Below are 16,935 nucleotides of genomic sequence, written 5' to 3'. Positions count from 1 at the left end.
CGCACAATAATATCCGTTTCAACCGAGGTTTTATGATCACAAACCCAACTGCTTGGTACGTGACAGATAAGCAGGGTTGTAATATTTATCATCAATTTCAGTGACCACTATCTCTTTGTATTCAATGACGGTTTTTTGATTGGTTTGGATTTTATCGTTTAATACCATTGAGATAACTTTGGTTTCACCTTCTCTAAGCCCTTTAATAAACCACGCTTCTTTCGCCATTTTTCCTGAACGTAGATAGAGATCGGCTTTAATTGGAAAATGAGTCCCCTGCTCTAGCCATAAATCAATGGTGAAATAACTCGCGCCTTTAGTAATGGCATTCAGTTTGAGTTTTTCAACTTGTACCTGCTTTCCATTCTCTAATTTTAATGCCTCACTCGCTTGCCATTGCCCTTGATAATCTTCGCTCCAAGTGAGGGTTGAAATATCACCTACCGATGCTTCTCCCAATAATTTTTGCATTGGTGTAATACGGATTGGTCGGCGGCTTTTAGGCATTAATAACCAATAATTATCGCCTAACATCAGCATCTTTTGCCCAGCTTCGACTTGAGAATTAAACAGCACTAATGATTCTCTATTTTCTCGCATATAGACCGTGTATTGACGTTTTTTATCTAGCTCATCATTTTTATATAGCAATACTTCTGATACGACTTTTGCAGCTGCGTTATCTAATCGATAATCATCAGCAGCCTTAATCATTTGTTTCACTTGGCTATGATTATGATTAATCCCGATTTCTTGCTGATTCTGTTGTTGAGTAAGTTCTGATTGAGATAACTCTGTCGCGGCCACTGAAAAATGAAGCCCCATAAATAAACAGAACGTAGATAATAATTTTAATTTAGACATAGATAAGCGCCTCCGTAATCGGTTTTTTAACACCTTTTCGAGCAGACAAATAAGCAGCTAACAAACAGATAATCATCACACCAAATCCCGCATAAGCGACTAGTTCAAATGAGAAATAAATATTTAATGGGTAACCATCCGTTCTGCCCGGAGGTGGTGGCATTTGCACATCAATAATCATCAGTAACACGGTAGTAATTGCGGTGGTTAACGCCCCAAAAATCACACCAATAGCAGCTAATAACCCAGCTTCTCGTAAGAATGAATGGATAATTTCATTTGGGTAGCTTCCCAATGCGGATAAGGTACCAATTTCACGTGTTCGCTCAGTCACGGACATTGTCATGGTATTAAACAAGGCCACAAAGACCACTAATCCCATTACAAAACCCATTATGCCGAAGATAAGATCGTAAAGATCTTTTACCTTATTGTAGAAGAAGGCTCTCTCTTGCCATGGTGTGATCTCAATATCTTGTTGCGTGATGTTCACTTCTTCATTTAATCGTTCATGCATAAGCTCTGTTTGCTCGGTATCAAACAAAAAAACAGATAATGTGCTGACTTTATCTGAAATCAATAAGTCTTGTGAAGACTGAATATGAATATACAGTTGACGCTTATCAAGCTCAGGGACACCGGTAGAATACGTTCCTCGAACTTTAAAATCTAAGGCATTTAATGCGCCTTCACTAGTGGTACTTAATAAGGTAATCCAATCACCAATAGTTACGTTTAGATTTTTAGCAAGATCAACCCCTAACATCACTTCAGGTTCCATTGGATCATAACGACTAGAGTTAATATCAGATAAGGTTTTTCCTGATTTCATATCTAGAAATGGTCCTTTCATATCAAACTCTCGGTCATTAACCCCTGTTCCCATAAAGATGGTTGATTTCATTCCATTTGAGACTAAGCCAGTGAAATAAATTCGAGGTTGAACACCACGAACTTCATCGTGCTTCATTATGTTTCGGGTTAATTGAGAGATGTCAGCAAGACCATTACTTAATGGCAACTCTTCATCGCTTTCAAAGTAGCCCGGCTGACTTAATGTTAAATGTCCAGTGTCACGTGCTGTTGATTCTTTCAATGAATCATAAGTATATAAGCCAAAACCACCCGCACTGGTTAATGCAAAAACAGCAATAGTAATGATTAAAATTGAAAGTGCGCTACGGCGACCATTGCGCAATAAATTAAGCCACGCGAGACGCAATGAATCAGGAAATAAGGTGATTAACTTGCCCATGATATTTTCTCCTCGCTGATCATTCCATCCAATAAATTAATGCAGCTATCACAGTGTTGCGCCATACGATAATCATGCGTCGCAATAATAAAGGTGGTTCCCATTTCTTTGCCTAACGCTTTCATAATATCAATCACAACCTCTGCGGTTTGGCTATCTAAGCTAGCCGTTGGTTCATCAGCAATAACCAAACTAGGTTTATGAACTAACGCACGAGCAATGGCAACACGTTGTTGCTGCCCACCAGAGAGGTTATCTGGACGATGATAAATAAAATCGCCTAACCCTACTTTTTCTAGCATCTCAATGGCTAACCTATTTTGTTCTTCTCTGCTGTAGCCATTTAATTGCAATGGGTAAGCCACATTCTCTAAAGCCGTCATAACTGGAACAAGATTGAATCTCTGGAATACAAACCCCAATTGGTGACGCCGTAACGTAGCTGCTTGAATAGGATCTTTAGGGTAGGCTTTACCATCCATTCTGATCTTGCCTTTGTAATCCATATCCAATAAACCAAGTATATTTAATAAGGTGCTTTTGCCTGAGCCAGATGGACCGCACAAAGCAACCATCGAACCTTTAATAATAAAACCCTCTATTTTTTTTAACGCTTCAACCTGTTGTGATCCCAACTGATAGTTTTTTTTAATACCCTTAAAGCTAATCATCTCTATTCTCCTATTACTGAGCTAAAAACAGCACTTGAGCATTAAGCGTTTCTGGATGTCCTTTATCTTGTTCTCTCATCTCCGATAGCCATTGATTCGCTTTTTCTGTGTCTTCTGCTCGTAAAGCGGCTTGTATCGCATAGCCATAAATCCACGCAGTAGCTTCGAATGATTGTTGCTGAAATTTAGGCTCAGAGAGCAATTCCAAATAAAGATCATAACCACGCCCAAAGTGATTAAACATATCAGGAAGTTGTGAATAGGTTGCCGCCGCTAGCGCACGTGTGAGGTAAGAGTTAGGAAGGCCAGAAACAACGGGCTGATCTTCAATTGAAGCGGTTTCTGTAGCAAGTAGATTTAACCCTTTGCCAATTTTAGCTAACCCTTGTTCAACGTATTTCATTGCTGTCCACGGCATCATGGCATCTCTACCCTTTAAGGTTTCAGCACTGCCAAAATAAACCAGCGTTAATGGTGTCGCGCCTTCTTGTTGTATCAATTGGTTAAAACGATCATAAGCGGGGTCAACTTTATCTTCATCACCCGCCGCTGCTTGGTTATAGAGTGCAATATCTGTAGCGGTTAATGCGGCGTGAGCAGTAAAAGCAACCATGCTCATACACACGCTCAATAGTAAGATTAATAGTGTCATTTTCATCTTCTAATCCTTAGTCGGTGATCTTATTTTCAATGATCACAGATTAACTAAGATGAAAAATAAAAACCGACTGATGCGACGAATGGTAAATAACAGGTATAAACGGTAATTATTAGATTCAAATGGTATCAGTGCTTGTCATCTAAGATTATTCTAGTTAAGTTAAGTGTATGTTTATTAAGCAAAGGATGTAGGTAATGGAAATAGTGATTCGCCCAACAGAATTAAAAGACATTGATGGTTTATGTGAGTTGTATAATCAACCACAAGCTCAAGCGCAAACACTTCAACTGCCACTCCCATCGCCTGCTCTCTGGGAAAAACGTATTTCAAGTAAACCTGATAACGTCTATAGCTATGTTGCCCTTATTGATAACAAGGTTGTCGGTAATATTGGTTTTGAACAAGTGACACATCCTAGGACTCGTCATGTTGCTCATTTTGGAATGGGTGTTCACGATGATTATCATGGACGTGGTATTGGCAGTAAGCTAATTGAAACCGTTTTAGAACTTGCTGATAATTGGCTTAATGTTCACCGTATTGAAATTGATGCGTTTGTAGATAACCACGCGGCGCTTTCTCTGTATAAAAAATTCGGGTTTGTGATTGAAGGTGAAGCAATTGATTCTGCGTTTAGACAGGGTGAGTACGTAAATACCTATTTCTTGGCACGTATCAATCGTAAGTAAGTTTTAATATAAAGCATTAATAATGAATATCATGGCGGACTTTTTTGTTCCGCCATTTTTATAAATAGTTATCTTAGTTGACTGTCTTTACTTGCCCTTCGGTTATAGGCACTAAAGGCTTTTTCTCTTACATCTTCTTTTACCTGACACTCAACACACAACTCAACACCGGGGATAATTTTACGTCGACCTTCAGGGATCAACTCACCACATTCTAGACAATAATCAGTCTCGTTATGTTCATGGTTAAGATGTGCTCTAGCACGGTTAATTGCATCAGTAACAGTGGCATCAATTTGGTCTTGTACGCCACCATCTCTTATAAATCCATTAGCCATAATGGTCTCCAAAGGTAATGATTGACTAGGAGAACATTATCGATTATTAACTGTGTTTTGATAATAGAGTTAAATGTGAATTACTATTACGTTTATGTAATAAAAATAATTGAGAATAAAAAAGCCGAACCAATAAAAGGGACGGCTTTGTTTTTCTCAAACTCACTCAATGGTAAGTATTACGATAACGAAATCACGTACTCTTTCCAATATTGAGTAGCAAGCTTGATCGCTTCTTCTCTTGGGTAGTTTTCTTCTCGTTTATTTGCCCACAATACGTTAGCAACATTAAAAATAACGGTGTTCGCCATTAGTTGTAACTGCTCAGGTTTAGTACATAGCAAACAATTTTCTAGGATAGGCAAGTCTTCTATTAATGCTTCTTCCCAGTACAACTCTTCGCACACGCCTTTTGATGCACACCACAGTGATTGACTCACTTTAGGGTTAAACTCAGATTCCCCGCCCATGCCTTTAAAGCACAGTGCTAATTCAGAGCTGTCATCTGTTGCTTGTTGCAAGCGAGACTCTGCTTCGCCATGCAGTTGCGGTAAACCTGGGTGAAAGCTTCCACGTAATGAAATCGGCGCTGATGCAGGGTTTAGCATACGAGCGCAAGTGTTAGCCGGTGTGCGTAGACCATATTCATGTTGCCATAACAGCATGGTTTCTACTTGAGGAGCATAAACAGAGAGTGGTAAATATGCGATATTACCTTCATCCAGTTTTTTCTGCGTTTCAGCAATGCTTGAACAACTTGGAATATTTAGCTTATCAATGACTTGAGATACGTGTTCACGCGTGCTGCCAAGTTGTAAGTGACCATGAAGCAATACTCTAAAGCCTTTATTCGCTAGAATTTGTGCTGCATACAACTGCCATGACGGACCTTGAACCTGACGCTTACCTGCAAAACATGCCCAATCAATATCTACATTAAGATCTTTTAGCTCTGGCGTTTGTTCGTTACGAATAAATTCACGGATGGCGGTAGTAAAGCCGCTGATCTCCTCAACCGTTTCGTTTTGAACTCGGATAAGCATCATCAGCATTGCCATTTTGTCACGAGATACTTCACCGGCAAGGTATTCTTTCATTACCTGATAGGCTTGATCAAAACTTAACGGCTTACGACTGCGCTCACCACGCCCTACCGTTTTAATACATTCAATAATTGAGCTCATGACTGTCCTTGTTATTTTCTTTATAATTTTCAACTAGACAGACGTTATCACATAAACAAAAAAAGCCAAGAGCAGTTCGTAACAATGTACAAACCTCTTGGCTTATAATTCTATGATGCATAGTTTTAGCTATTTTGTTCTTCTCTTTCTACTCCCCGAAAGAAAATAGGAAAAAGCTTAATCAGTCGATAACAAACCCAAATCAGTAAGCTGGTAACAATGACAGCAACAACTATCGATGACATTCGATATAAAATAGCAAAGAAGGCATCTTTTTGTCCCGGTACTGCGCCTGTAATTGGTATAGTTAACCCTGCCATAGCGGAGAAACCAATCCCTTTCATTATTGGATTTTCACTCGCTAACCATTTACAAAAATACCCTGATGCAATAGCAAAGCTTAAAATATACAAAATAGGATTATCGTAAAGATCATACAAAATCAACTGCATCACCATCGCTGCCATACAACCAGCTAATGTACCAATGATACGTATGCGAGCCATCATTAATGAACCGACTAAAGTCATTGGTGAAAGCATAATCAGCATAGAGGCTTGTGCTGATAAAGAGTCATTTAATGCGCAAATTTCAAAGATCAAAAACACAATCATTGCTACCATCCAACCTAATGCAGTTTGCTCTAGCATCTCTCTTGGCTCTTTACTCTGGCCTTCTACTTTTAAAATAGGAGTATGAGCTTCAATGGGGTCTGGAAATAGATAAAAAGCTAAGGCACAAATAGGGATCACCATAATCGCGGCAACCCATACTCCAACAATAAAATCCTCTAAATCAAAAGTGGCATACGAACCAAAATTTAACAAAATGGAACCAACTAATAACCCAGTATAACCATATAGATAGCTCGCTTTATAATGCATGGCATGACACTTAAACAACAACAAAATACCAACAGCAACGGTCATTAGAAGTGGATAAGGTTGTAGAAAGCCAACAATTAACGCCACTTGAATACTCACCCAAACAACACTGATAAACAGTTGAATAAACATTCCCCAGTTCCAGCGGTTTAGATTCGATAATATAAACAGAGGTAATAAAGTACCAAACATGCCATTAGACCAACCAAACACCGTGCACATCGCAAAGCCTAAAACACAACCAAACCATATCCGTAATGCTTTCATACCAATACCCAATTAATAAATATAATGTAAATAACTGATCATGGTAATTAAACTATGGCCGATATAATCAATTACGCTATTTCCTGAGGTATAAATAATCACCGTTGCACGTGAGCCTACAAATAAGCTAGAAGGTATGGATCCTTCACTAATAAGATTAACTCGAACTCGCTGTGCATCTCGTACCCAGCGGTTACTCACCTCTACTGTGCTCAATTGTCCATTAGCCTTTTGCTGTGCAGAAGACACACCATAATCTCGACTTTCAACTAACAGTGGGAAAACTTCACCAGGCATAGCATCATATGCAACCTCTGCTCTCATTTCTTTTTTCATTCCTGCCGTTGCTTTTTCACGGTAATCAGCAGAGATCCATAACGAATCTGTTGGAATAAAAGTAAGTAATGGCTGATTAGCATTGGCAAACAAACCGACATGCAACTGCATGTTCGTAATAATCCCTTCACTTTGCGCTACTACATCAGTATGTTCTAAATTTAACTGTGCTTGCTTTAGAGCATTTTTTGCAGAAAGCACCGCACTGCTTTGACCATTGCCCTTACCCAACTTAACTTCTAAAGCATGTAGCTTTTGTTTTGATGCCATAAAGTTAGCAACTGCTTGATCTCGTTTTGTTACAGCCGAATCTAGCCCTGATACCGAAACAGCACCTGATTTAGCGAGCCGTTTTATACGATGATATTCTCGATTAGCATTATCTGCCGTGATTTTCGTAGTTTTTACATTTGATTTTGCCGCTTCAATATCAGCAACTAAAGAGGCTTCTTGCTCTTTTGTTTGTGCTAATGCTATCTCTGCTTTTTGTACTGCTAGTTGATATTTTTCATCATCTATTTTGAATAATCGCTCACCCTTTTTTACCAACTGATTATTCGTATGGTTCACTTCTACAATGCGTCCCGATACCTCTGGAGATATTTGAACTACAAACCCTTGAACTTTACTCTGTGTAGTAAGCGGCGTTAATCTATCCGCCACCACTAAATAAGCCGTAACGATAAGAAATAATACGATTAGGATACGCATCCATTGTTTGAATTTTTTTTCTGCAGCTTGCATAAATGTTCTCAATAAAGTCAAAGTTGCTGTGATCTGGTTCTCATACCATTCTGGATAAGTGGTTGTTCAGATAATTGCGCAGGAAAAATCGATTAGAGCAAGGCATAAATTACAGTAACTAGTGGGTCTAATTACAAAATTTATAACGCAGATATAATCGATTTTAACAAGCAAGAATGATCAAATACTTATGTAGATTGGTATTATTATAGTGCGTGATTTTATTTCGAATAGATGGCAAAATAGTCCGTATATGGCCTATTAACAGGACAATAGAGATGAGTAACCATCCAGATAGCTCCGTTTCATTTGATGATATTTACCTATTTGTTCTTATTGTTAGGCATAAGGGCATTAGCTCTGCTGCACAATTTGCAGGATTACAGCGCTCAAAGGTTAGTCGTCGCCTACAAGAGTTAGAAAAAGCTCTTGGCCATCAATTACTCATCAGAACGACAAGAGCGATTGAATTAACCCAGCAAGGGAAATGGCTATATGAGCAAACCTCTAATCCAATTAATACCTTAGTGGATGCAAGCCGATTAATGAAAGAGCACCATTTAACGCCAAGGGGTCGTTTAAAAGTTGCTATCCCTCCAGCCCTTGGAATGACGGAAATTTTCTCCCAATTAATTGAACAGTATATGAAAGAGTATACTGAGGTTAAGCTAGAGATTGAGCATCATGTTCAATCGTTAGATCTTCGCCGTGAAAATATTGATCTGCAAATTCTGCCTAGCTACATTGAGCCATTACATGATGATTATATTCAGCAACGCTTAATTCAAATTCCTTATAGCATGGTTGCTTCTTCTGAATATTTAGCGCTTAACGGATGTCCTGATAATGTGGCTCAATTAAATGACTTTCATCTGCTTGCTAGTCGTTATAACAAAAGCTTGCTCCCTCAAGGGCTTGATTATCAATTATTTAGTGATGATCTAAATTTACTTCAAAGATTAGCTATTTCAAGTAAAGGCATTGCTCTTCTACCATCTATATTAATTGAAGATAAAATCGAAAATGGCCAACTCATTGAGGTCTTACCCAGAACTTCTTTTACAGATCTAACGATTACTTTGGTTTACCCTACCCCAAGTTATTTACCTGAGAAAACACGGGCGATGGTGACGCTATTTAGAGAAACGTTTTCATATCAATGAAATTAATGTCCAAAAAAAAGCCAACATCATGAAAGATATTGGCTTCTGTATCTTGTACTTAAATGCGTTTATAGCAATAGAAATTAACTTTCTAACACATCTAAATTAATGTATTTACCCATATTTTTACGCTTAACACTTGGCATGTATGGGATTTCACCTAATTTTGGTGCTGGCATTTTATCTTCTAACATAGCGATAATCTCAGCGTAATTTTCAGTACCTGGGTTGATTCGGTTTGCTACCCAACCAATGATCTCTAAGCCATCATGTTGAATCGCTTCAGCCGTTAGCATTGCATGACTTAAACAGCCCAATTTAATGCCTACCACTAATACGACTGGCAATTTCTCTTGCTTAACCCAAGTAGACAAGCAATCATCTTTAGAAACAGGAACACGCCAACCACCTGCGCCTTCTACTAGCACCACATCAGATTTAGCTTTTAATGCAGCCAAACCTTGTGAAAGAACAGAATAGTCAATCACAACATTCTCTGCTTCTGCCGCAATGTGTGGCGATGCAGGCAATAACAATGCGTATGGGTTTACTTCTTCGTAGCTTAATTCAACATTAGCAGCAGAGCGTAAATGGATTGCATCAGAGTTTTGAACGCCTTCGCCTTTGTCTTCAGAGCCCGCAGCTACAGGTTTGTATGCGGCTGTATTTAGCCCTTTTATATTTAATGCATCTAAAATCGCTTTAGAAGAAACCGTTTTACCTACATCTGTGTCTGTACCTGCAACAAAAAATGCATCAATCATTACTTATAACTCCAAAGCCTACCTGATAAGTAGCAGGTAACTTATTCAATTCATTCTTAAAAATTTGATACGCTTCTTCCACAGCTAATAGCTTTCCTTTACTCAATAAACCTGAGTGGCGACCATTAGGTAAATGCGTTGCTCCAATTCCTTTTAAATCTTTCATTAAAGCAAGAGCGGAAGAATACGTCATCTCGACTGGCGTGCAGTCTAGTGTAAACTTGTTGCAATCAGATTGCGCTAACGCAAGTTTTACCATAGATTGAGTAATAAAATCGTTAACATGTTGATATGAATCAACCTTTGACCACGCATTTTTCAACTCAAACAGTGAGCCATCTAACAAAGTTGAAAATACAACCTTGCTTTTAGTATGAGTAACTCGATTCATTTCAGCCAGAGGAACGGATAAATCCTGGCACCATTGCAACGCTAAACTTGAAATAACCGCGTCAAATTCACTATTAATAAACGGTAAATGCTCAGCATCCCCTTGAACATAACAAATATTAAGTTCACCACAACGTTCTTTAGCTTTATCTAACATCGATTGAGACAGATCAAACGCCACAACCTTTGCACCACGCTTCAACAACTGTTCACTGCAATAGCCCGTTCCGCAGCCGACATCTAATATACGCTGCCCTGACAGATCTTGAGGTAAATAAGATAATAAGGTATCCGCCACCTGACGTTGAAATTCAGCCGAGCGATCATACGTATTTGCCGCCTTACTAAACGCGGCTTGAATGGCTTGTTTCTCTTGGCTTGGTGTCCAATGTGAGGTTTCTATGGCGACAGCTTGATTAACCATAACTCCATCATCCTAATTCTGTTATTGCTTGGGTAAGCTGTGTAATGCCTTGTTGCGAGTGATTAGCACTTAACGTAATTCTTAACCGCGCAGTTCCTGTTGGCACGGTCGGCGGACGAATGGCAGTTGTCCACAATCCTTGGTTTTTAAGTGCAGCAGAGAGTGTCATTGCCGCCCCCGTTTCGCCAATAATAATCGGTTTTATCGGCGTATTTGTTTTCACCGCTCCTGAAAAACCAGTTAATTCTGATTCAAATTGTTGATTTAATTCTTTGAGCTTTTCACGTCGCCACTCTTGTTGCTGGATCATCAATAAGGCATGAGATAACGCATGAGCTTGAGCAGGAGGCATTGCCGTTGAATAGACATGATGACGAGCAAATTGCGCTAAGTAATCACCACATTCTTGATTACATAACACCGCAGCACCCGATAAACCAAACCCTTTACCAAACGTGACGACTAAAATGTCTGGCGTCACTTGATAAAAATCACAACATCCTCGGCCATTGTTACCTAACACGCCACATCCATGAGCATCATCTACCATTAACCACGCATTATTTTCTTTGGTTACTTTAGCAATATCTGAAAGTGGTGATAAATCCCCATCCATACTAAAAACCCCTTCGGTGACGACCAAAGAAGGTGAATTATCAGACGCCGTTAATAATTTGGTTAAGTGAGATATATCATTATGTTTAAAGCGTTTCATCATCGCAGGTGACAATATACCCGCTTCCATTAACGAGGCATGATTAAGTTTATCTTGCAGTAAAGCGTCACCTTTTTCTAATAATGAAAAAAGCACCGCTTGATTAGCACTAAAGCCAGAGTTAAACAGTAATGCGCAATCAAACCATAGCCATTCAGCCAGTTGAGACTCTAAGTCGGCGTGAGGTTTTGAGTAACCTGTTACTAATGGTGAAGCACCACTGCCACTGCCATATAAAGATAAGCCTTGTTGCCATGCTTGAGTTAACTCTTTGCTGCCAGCAAGACCAAGATAATCGTTACCTGAAAAATTGATATAAGATTGACCATCCACCACTAATCGAGATTGATTACCTTGCTCTATTACCGTTCGAGAACGATTCAGCCCCGCTTGCTTACGTTGAGTAAGTGCGGAGCTAATACGTTGATTAAACGCTCGCTTCATAGAATAGATCGTCTTTTTCAGGACGAGAAGCAACACGTTCAGCAACGCGGTCTAATAATTCATGCTCTTGAACCACATCTGGTTTTTGCGCAACTTGTTGGCTATTCACACCCAGTTTCTTAAACAGTTGCATGTCGCTGTCTTCATCCGGGTTTGGCGTTGTCAGTAGTTTACACCCATAAAATACCGAGTTAGCACCGGCCATAAAGCATAAGGCTTGCATCTGCTCATTCATGCTTTCACGACCTGCAGACAAACGCACAGCCGATTCAGGCATCATGATACGAGCAACCGCAATCAAACGGATAAAATCAAATGGGTCAACGTCTTCAGCATCCTCTAATGGCGTGCCTTTTACTTTTACCAGCATATTGACAGGAACAGACTCAGGGTGCTGAGGAAGATTCGCTAATTCAACAAACAGACCCGCACGATCACTGTCACTTTCGCCCATGCCGATAATGCCACCAGAACAGATCTTCATTCCTGCATCACGAACATGAGATAATGTATCTAGACGATCTTGATAAGTACGAGTAGTAATGATGTTGCCATAAAACTCTGGCGAGGTGTCTAAATTATGATTGTAGTAATCGAGACCCGCTTGTGATAATTCACCCGCTTGCTCTGAGGTGATCATCCCTAGCGTCATACACGTCTCAAGACCCATCTCTTTGACGCCTTTGATCATATCTAACAGATAAGGCATATCACGTTCTTTTGGATTTTTCCAAGCAGCACCCATGCAGAAACGGGTTGAACCTGAGTTCTTCGCTTTTTTCGCAGCATCCAAAACGCTTTCTACTTCCATCAAACGTTCACGGTCAACGTCAGTGCGGTAATGAGCACTTTGAGGGCAATATTTACAATCTTCAGGACAAGCGCCCGTTTTAATTGATAGCAGTGTACTCACTTGTACATGGTTTGTTTGTTGATATTTACGATGTACTAATTGAGCATCAAAGATTAAGTCCATAAACGGCTTATCCATCAACGCCTGTACTTCTGCTACTGTCCAGTTATGTCTCACTTCCACGTGTAAATTCCTTTCGTTAACTTGCTATAACCATTGCTATTACTAAGATCCGACCACTTTTGATTGTGCTTTTTGGTCTCTATTTATACTTGGCTAGTCTACGGTTAAACGATACACTGTCAACCTTAATGGATAGATAAAGTTTACAACTGGTGAATAAATGAGCAATAGCGTCGACTTGGATTTTGACCATCAACACATTTGGCATCCCTACACATCTGCAATTAACCCGCTTTCTTGCTACCCTGTTACTCACGCTAAAGGGGTTAACCTCTATTTAGAAGATGGGACAGCATTGGTTGATGGAATGTCTTCTTGGTGGTCAACCATTCACGGTTACTGTCATCCTCACCTTAACCAAGCGCTTAAAGATCAAACCGATAAAATGGCACACGTGATGTTTGGTGGTATTACGCATCAACCTGCGGTTGATCTATGTAAAAAATTAGTTGAATTAAGCCCTTCTCGATTAGAGCAAGTCTTTTTAGCCGATTCTGGCTCAGTCGCGGTTGAAGTTAGTTTAAAAATGGCTCTGCAATATTGGCACGCCAAAGGACAACCTCGCTCGAAATTCGTAACGGTTCGTCATGGATACCATGGTGATACCTTTGCCGCAATGTCGGTAACTGATCCCGATAATTCAATGCACGGTCTATATAAAGGTTTTTTACCAGAGCATCTATTCGTAGAATCTCCGACCAGTAAATTTGGTGATGAATGGAACCCTGAAGATATTCTTCCTTTAGAAAAGATACTGGCTGAACGCCATGAAGAGATCGCCGCCATGATCCTTGAGCCTATTGTTCAGGGGGCTGGCGGAATGCGTTTATACCACCCTCAATATTTGAAAGAAGTGCGCCGTTTGTGTGATCAATATGACTTACTTCTTATTCTTGATGAGATAGCAACCGGCTTTGGACGAACAGGAAAGTTATTTGCTTGTGAGCACGCCGACATTGAGCCTGACATCATGTGTATTGGTAAGGCACTTACAGGCGGCTACATGACATTATCTGCAACACTCACCAGTAAAGTGGTTGCTGATACTGTATGTAGTGGAGATGCCGGCTGCTTTATGCACGGACCCACCTTTATGGGAAATCCACTGGCTTGTGCTGTTGCGAATGCCAGTTTAGAGCTGATCCAACAAAATCATTGGCAGACTCAAACTAAACAGATTGAAACCTGCTTTTCAGAATTACTGCCTCAACTTAAAAAACACGATGTGGTTGCCGATGTTCGATGGCTTGGAGCGATAGGCGTTGTGGAATTAACCACACCTGTTGAGATGGAAAAAATCCAAGCACACTTTGTCGAGCAAGGGGTTTGGATACGACCATTTGGTAAATTGATTTATATGATGCCGCCGTTTATTTCTCAACCTGAACACATTACTAAATTGGTTAATGCTATTGATAGTGCGTTAAATAAGCTCTTCTAATTAAAAGTAAACATAAAAAACCGATACGCTACATTAAGCGTATCGGTTTTTATTGAATCATTGCAACAAATCTACTTTATCACTATTTCTTTTTCGACTCGTTAGTAAAATCATCTTCTACCAACTTATAAATAATGAAAATAGCCAGTTCTAACAATGCCGTTAATACCAAGGTCATAATGACGTAACGTTCACTGAAAATACCAATACCGTGCAACACAGTTGATTGAATAACAAACGCACCAACAACACCTAAAATCAATAACTGTAAAAACTTGATGAACTTCAGCATTTAAATTCCTTCTTTATCATTATCTTAAAATAATTGAAATTAACTCTTATAGACTACACTAAACTTAGTACATCTCTATGATTAACTTCTCCTATTTTCTTAATTTTTCTTATTTTTATGACGAAATAACTCTAATCAGGTTTCCAATCATCATTTATTTTTGAAGTGAGAATGTGGTCTTCCCACTCTCCATTAATGTATAAATAATTCTTAGCTTCACCTTCTTTAACGAAACCTAAGGTTGATAATACCTTGCCACTTTTTTCATTATGAGGAATATAAGCCGCCATAACTCTATGAAGATTCTGCACAGAAAACATCCAATCAACCGTTTCTTTAACTGCCCGCTGCATAATGCCGTTTCCTTGATATTTTTCATCCAAAGAATAACCAAGGTGAGAGGCATGAAAAGGAAATCGCGTAATATTACTGTAGCTCACAGTACCAATAATTTTGTGCTCTTCTTTATCAAAAATTACGAAGTAAAAAGCTAAATTATGCTTATGCAGTTCAACTAGTTGTAATAGACGTTGTTTCCATCCTTCAGGTGTAAAAAAAGCATTTGCACGCTTTGGCTCCCATGGTTCGAGGTGATGGCGATTACGCATAAAGTAATTCGCTATCATCACAGCATCGGCACTTTTAATTAAACGAACTTGGTAATGGTCAAAATCAAAATGTACATCCATGTCGTTTCTCCCTACTTCTTACCAATACCGTAATCACGCAGTTTATTCGCAATTGCAGTATGTGAAACCCCTAAACGCTTCGCTAATTTACGGCTTGAGGGAAATTCACTGTATAAGCCTGACAATATGTTTGACTCATACGATTTCATTATTTCATCTAATGTGCCATCCACATTAATATTAATCACATTCGTATTATTATCAGCAATTGGTAGCATAAAGTGAGATGTACTTAACTGGTTTCTGTCCATTTGTGTTAATGCTTTTAACGTCGAACTTCTAAGCTGACGTACATTACCAGGCCACGAGTAACTGCGTAAATAATCATATACGTCTTCAGAAATCGACGGTTTTACAATACTTAACTCTTTACATAGTTGGGCAACAAAAAACTCAAATAACGTCGCAACATCTGATGGACGTTCACGCAATGGCGGTATCTCTAAGAACAGTACATTCAAACGATAATAAAGATCTTCCCGGAATACGCCTTGTTCTACTAAGTCTAGAAGTTCTTTCTTACTTGCGCCAATAATCCCCACATCAACATGGATTTCTTTCTCTTCACCCACACGGCGGAAATTACCATCTTGAATGAAACGCAATAATTTGATCTGTAGAAGCGGACTCATTTCGCTGATCTCATCAAAGAAAACGGTTCCGCCGTCTGCTTGCTCTATGATCCCTTTTTTACCTTCAGGCATATTTGGAAACGCACCAGAAGCGTATCCAAATAATTCAGTTTCTGCGACATCATCTGGCATAGCAGCACAGTTAACCACCATAAACGCTTTACCTGAGCGAACAGAAGCATTATGACATGCACGAGCTAACATTTCTTTACCCGTGCCAGTTTCACCTTGGATCAATAATGATTGATCAATATCAGACAGTTTCTTTGCCTGAGAGATTAGCTTCTTATATTTAGTCGAGGAACCAACAAAATGTTCAAAACCAAGATTAGATGATTCAGGTAAAAATGGACGTGCTTGTTGAGAATCAATCGACGGCTTAATAATAACAACGGCACTGGCTAAGATAGAGGCGTTGTCATCATCAGTGATATAAACAGGCATGATTTCCATGACATAATTTACGCCTTCTATTTCCATTGATTCTCGCTGACGAATGCGAGATTCCTCTAGCCAATAAGTAATATTAAAATCAGGCAATAATAGGCTTGCTGGTTGGCCAATAAGCGTTTCTTTGTCTAAATTAAATAAAGAGGCTACGGCCTGATTTGCGTTATCAATTTTACCTTTTAAGCTAATAGAGAAAACAGGATCAGGGAGCGTACTTAATACCGCTAATAGCTCTGTATTGCGACGTTCACTCGGAAGAAATGGAATTTTACGAACATCCATTACTCCCTCAATTCGACGAATTTTTGCCATTAATTGACTGAATTCATCAAATTCTACTTCTGGAAAATTAAGATAGATTAACCCTGTTTTTTCAATTTCAATATCTCGTAAATCGATATTTTGAGAAGCCAAAATATCAAGTAATTCACGGGTTAGTCCTAATCGATCTTTACATTGCACTTCAAGACGCACAGAAGCTTCCTTAACTAAGATAGCTGTCACAATATGTTTACAGTTAGTTTGCTCGACTACAAAAAAAGAGTCAAGCTGAAGTGATCCAAATAGAGAGTTAATTCGTTTAATTACTCATTGATAATAAA

18 protein-coding genes are annotated in these 16,935 nt (G+C 39.2%); 3 read left to right on the top strand and 15 right to left on the bottom strand.

Annotated features, from left to right (window positions below):
• Positions 1-36: 36 nt before the first annotated feature.
• From AC2IP4_RS18415 to AC2IP4_RS18400, 4 genes are read right to left on the bottom strand one after another with little or no spacing between them, the layout of a single operon-like run.
• Positions 37-864 (bottom strand): outer membrane lipoprotein-sorting protein, encoded by an 828-nt coding sequence (locus AC2IP4_RS18415; RefSeq protein ID WP_375320742.1) that lies wholly within the window; start codon positions 862-864, stop codon positions 37-39.
• Positions 857-2,119, bottom strand: coding sequence for an ABC transporter permease (locus AC2IP4_RS18410; protein WP_375320743.1), 1,263 nt, complete (start codon positions 2,117-2,119; stop codon positions 857-859). The genes AC2IP4_RS18415 and AC2IP4_RS18410 overlap by 8 nt, the downstream gene beginning before the upstream one ends.
• A complete protein-coding gene (locus AC2IP4_RS18405) occupies positions 2,107-2,790 on the bottom strand; it encodes an ABC transporter ATP-binding protein (protein ID WP_486307398.1) in 684 nt (227 codons plus the stop codon). The genes AC2IP4_RS18410 and AC2IP4_RS18405 overlap by 13 nt, the downstream gene beginning before the upstream one ends.
• Before the next feature lie 13 nt (positions 2,791-2,803).
• Positions 2,804-3,448 carry a hypothetical protein gene (locus AC2IP4_RS18400; protein WP_375320745.1) on the bottom strand — a complete coding sequence of 215 codons (645 nt, stop codon included), beginning with the start codon at positions 3,446-3,448 and terminating at the stop codon, positions 2,804-2,806.
• A 197-nt stretch (positions 3,449-3,645) separates the two neighbouring features.
• On the opposite strand from AC2IP4_RS18400, the gene AC2IP4_RS18395 reads away from it, so the two are divergent.
• Entirely contained in the window at positions 3,646-4,140 is a 495-nt protein-coding gene (locus AC2IP4_RS18395) for a GNAT family N-acetyltransferase (RefSeq protein WP_375320746.1), read from the top strand.
• Between the two features lie 68 nt (positions 4,141-4,208).
• On the opposite strand, the gene AC2IP4_RS18390 is transcribed toward AC2IP4_RS18395, so the two are convergent.
• From AC2IP4_RS18390 to AC2IP4_RS18375, 4 genes are all read right to left on the bottom strand, one after another.
• Entirely contained in the window at positions 4,209-4,478 is a 270-nt protein-coding gene (locus AC2IP4_RS18390; protein ID WP_375320747.1) for a DksA/TraR family C4-type zinc finger protein, read from the bottom strand.
• A 179-nt stretch (positions 4,479-4,657) separates the two neighbouring features.
• The gene (locus AC2IP4_RS18385) at positions 4,658-5,662 is read right to left on the bottom strand and encodes a glycosyl transferase family protein (RefSeq protein WP_375320748.1); all 1,005 of its coding nucleotides are present in this window, start codon (positions 5,660-5,662) and stop codon (positions 4,658-4,660) included.
• Positions 5,663-5,787: 125 nt separating this feature from the next.
• Positions 5,788-6,813 (bottom strand): DUF2955 domain-containing protein, encoded by a 1,026-nt coding sequence (locus AC2IP4_RS18380; RefSeq protein WP_375320749.1) that lies wholly within the window; start codon positions 6,811-6,813, stop codon positions 5,788-5,790.
• 12 nt (positions 6,814-6,825) lie between these two features.
• Positions 6,826-7,893, bottom strand: a complete 1,068-nt coding sequence (locus tag AC2IP4_RS18375; protein ID WP_486307397.1) for an HlyD family secretion protein — start codon at positions 7,891-7,893, stop codon at positions 6,826-6,828.
• A 278-nt stretch (positions 7,894-8,171) separates the two neighbouring features.
• Here AC2IP4_RS18375 and AC2IP4_RS18370 point away from each other — a divergent pair, with 278 nt between their 5' ends.
• The gene (locus tag AC2IP4_RS18370; RefSeq protein WP_375320751.1) at positions 8,172-9,056 is read left to right on the top strand and encodes a LysR family transcriptional regulator; all 885 of its coding nucleotides are present in this window, start codon (positions 8,172-8,174) and stop codon (positions 9,054-9,056) included.
• An 83-nt stretch (positions 9,057-9,139) separates the two neighbouring features.
• On the opposite strand, the gene bioD is transcribed toward AC2IP4_RS18370, so the two are convergent.
• From bioD to bioB, 4 genes are read right to left on the bottom strand one after another with little or no spacing between them, the layout of a single operon-like run.
• Complete coding sequence (gene bioD / locus AC2IP4_RS18365) at positions 9,140-9,820, bottom strand: dethiobiotin synthase (RefSeq protein WP_130048866.1); 681 nt, start codon at positions 9,818-9,820, stop codon at positions 9,140-9,142.
• Complete coding sequence (gene bioC / locus AC2IP4_RS18360; protein WP_375320752.1) at positions 9,813-10,634, bottom strand: malonyl-ACP O-methyltransferase BioC; 822 nt, start codon at positions 10,632-10,634, stop codon at positions 9,813-9,815. Before bioC ends, bioD begins: the two co-directional genes overlap by 8 nt.
• 7 nt (positions 10,635-10,641) lie before the next feature.
• A complete protein-coding gene (bioF, locus tag AC2IP4_RS18355; protein ID WP_486310825.1) occupies positions 10,642-11,793 on the bottom strand; it encodes an 8-amino-7-oxononanoate synthase in 1,152 nt (383 codons plus the stop codon).
• Positions 11,777-12,829 (bottom strand): biotin synthase BioB, encoded by a 1,053-nt coding sequence (gene bioB / locus AC2IP4_RS18350; protein WP_486310824.1) that lies wholly within the window; start codon positions 12,827-12,829, stop codon positions 11,777-11,779. Before bioB ends, bioF begins: the two co-directional genes overlap by 17 nt.
• Before the next feature lie 160 nt (positions 12,830-12,989).
• Between bioB and bioA the strand changes: the two genes are divergently transcribed.
• On the top strand, positions 12,990-14,270 hold the full coding sequence (gene bioA, locus AC2IP4_RS18345; protein WP_486310823.1) for an adenosylmethionine--8-amino-7-oxononanoate transaminase: 1,281 nt from the start codon (positions 12,990-12,992) through the stop codon (positions 14,268-14,270).
• An 82-nt stretch (positions 14,271-14,352) separates the two neighbouring features.
• Here bioA and AC2IP4_RS18340 read toward each other — a convergent pair whose 3' ends face one another.
• From AC2IP4_RS18340 to tyrR, 3 genes are all read right to left on the bottom strand, one after another.
• On the bottom strand, positions 14,353-14,562 hold the full coding sequence (locus AC2IP4_RS18340) for a hypothetical protein (RefSeq protein WP_105055821.1): 210 nt from the start codon (positions 14,560-14,562) through the stop codon (positions 14,353-14,355).
• A 131-nt stretch (positions 14,563-14,693) separates the two neighbouring features.
• On the bottom strand, positions 14,694-15,251 hold the full coding sequence (gene rimJ, locus AC2IP4_RS18335) for a ribosomal protein S5-alanine N-acetyltransferase (protein WP_375320755.1): 558 nt from the start codon (positions 15,249-15,251) through the stop codon (positions 14,694-14,696).
• Positions 15,252-15,262: 11 nt separating this feature from the next.
• Positions 15,263-16,807, bottom strand: a complete 1,545-nt coding sequence (gene tyrR, locus AC2IP4_RS18330) for a transcriptional regulator TyrR (protein ID WP_375320756.1) — start codon at positions 16,805-16,807, stop codon at positions 15,263-15,265.
• Positions 16,808-16,935 lie beyond the last annotated feature (128 nt).

Source organism: Aliivibrio thorii (assembly GCF_057368585.1).
The sequence above is the reverse complement of the archived record's forward strand: the minus strand, read 5'-3'. Positions and strand labels throughout refer to the sequence as shown.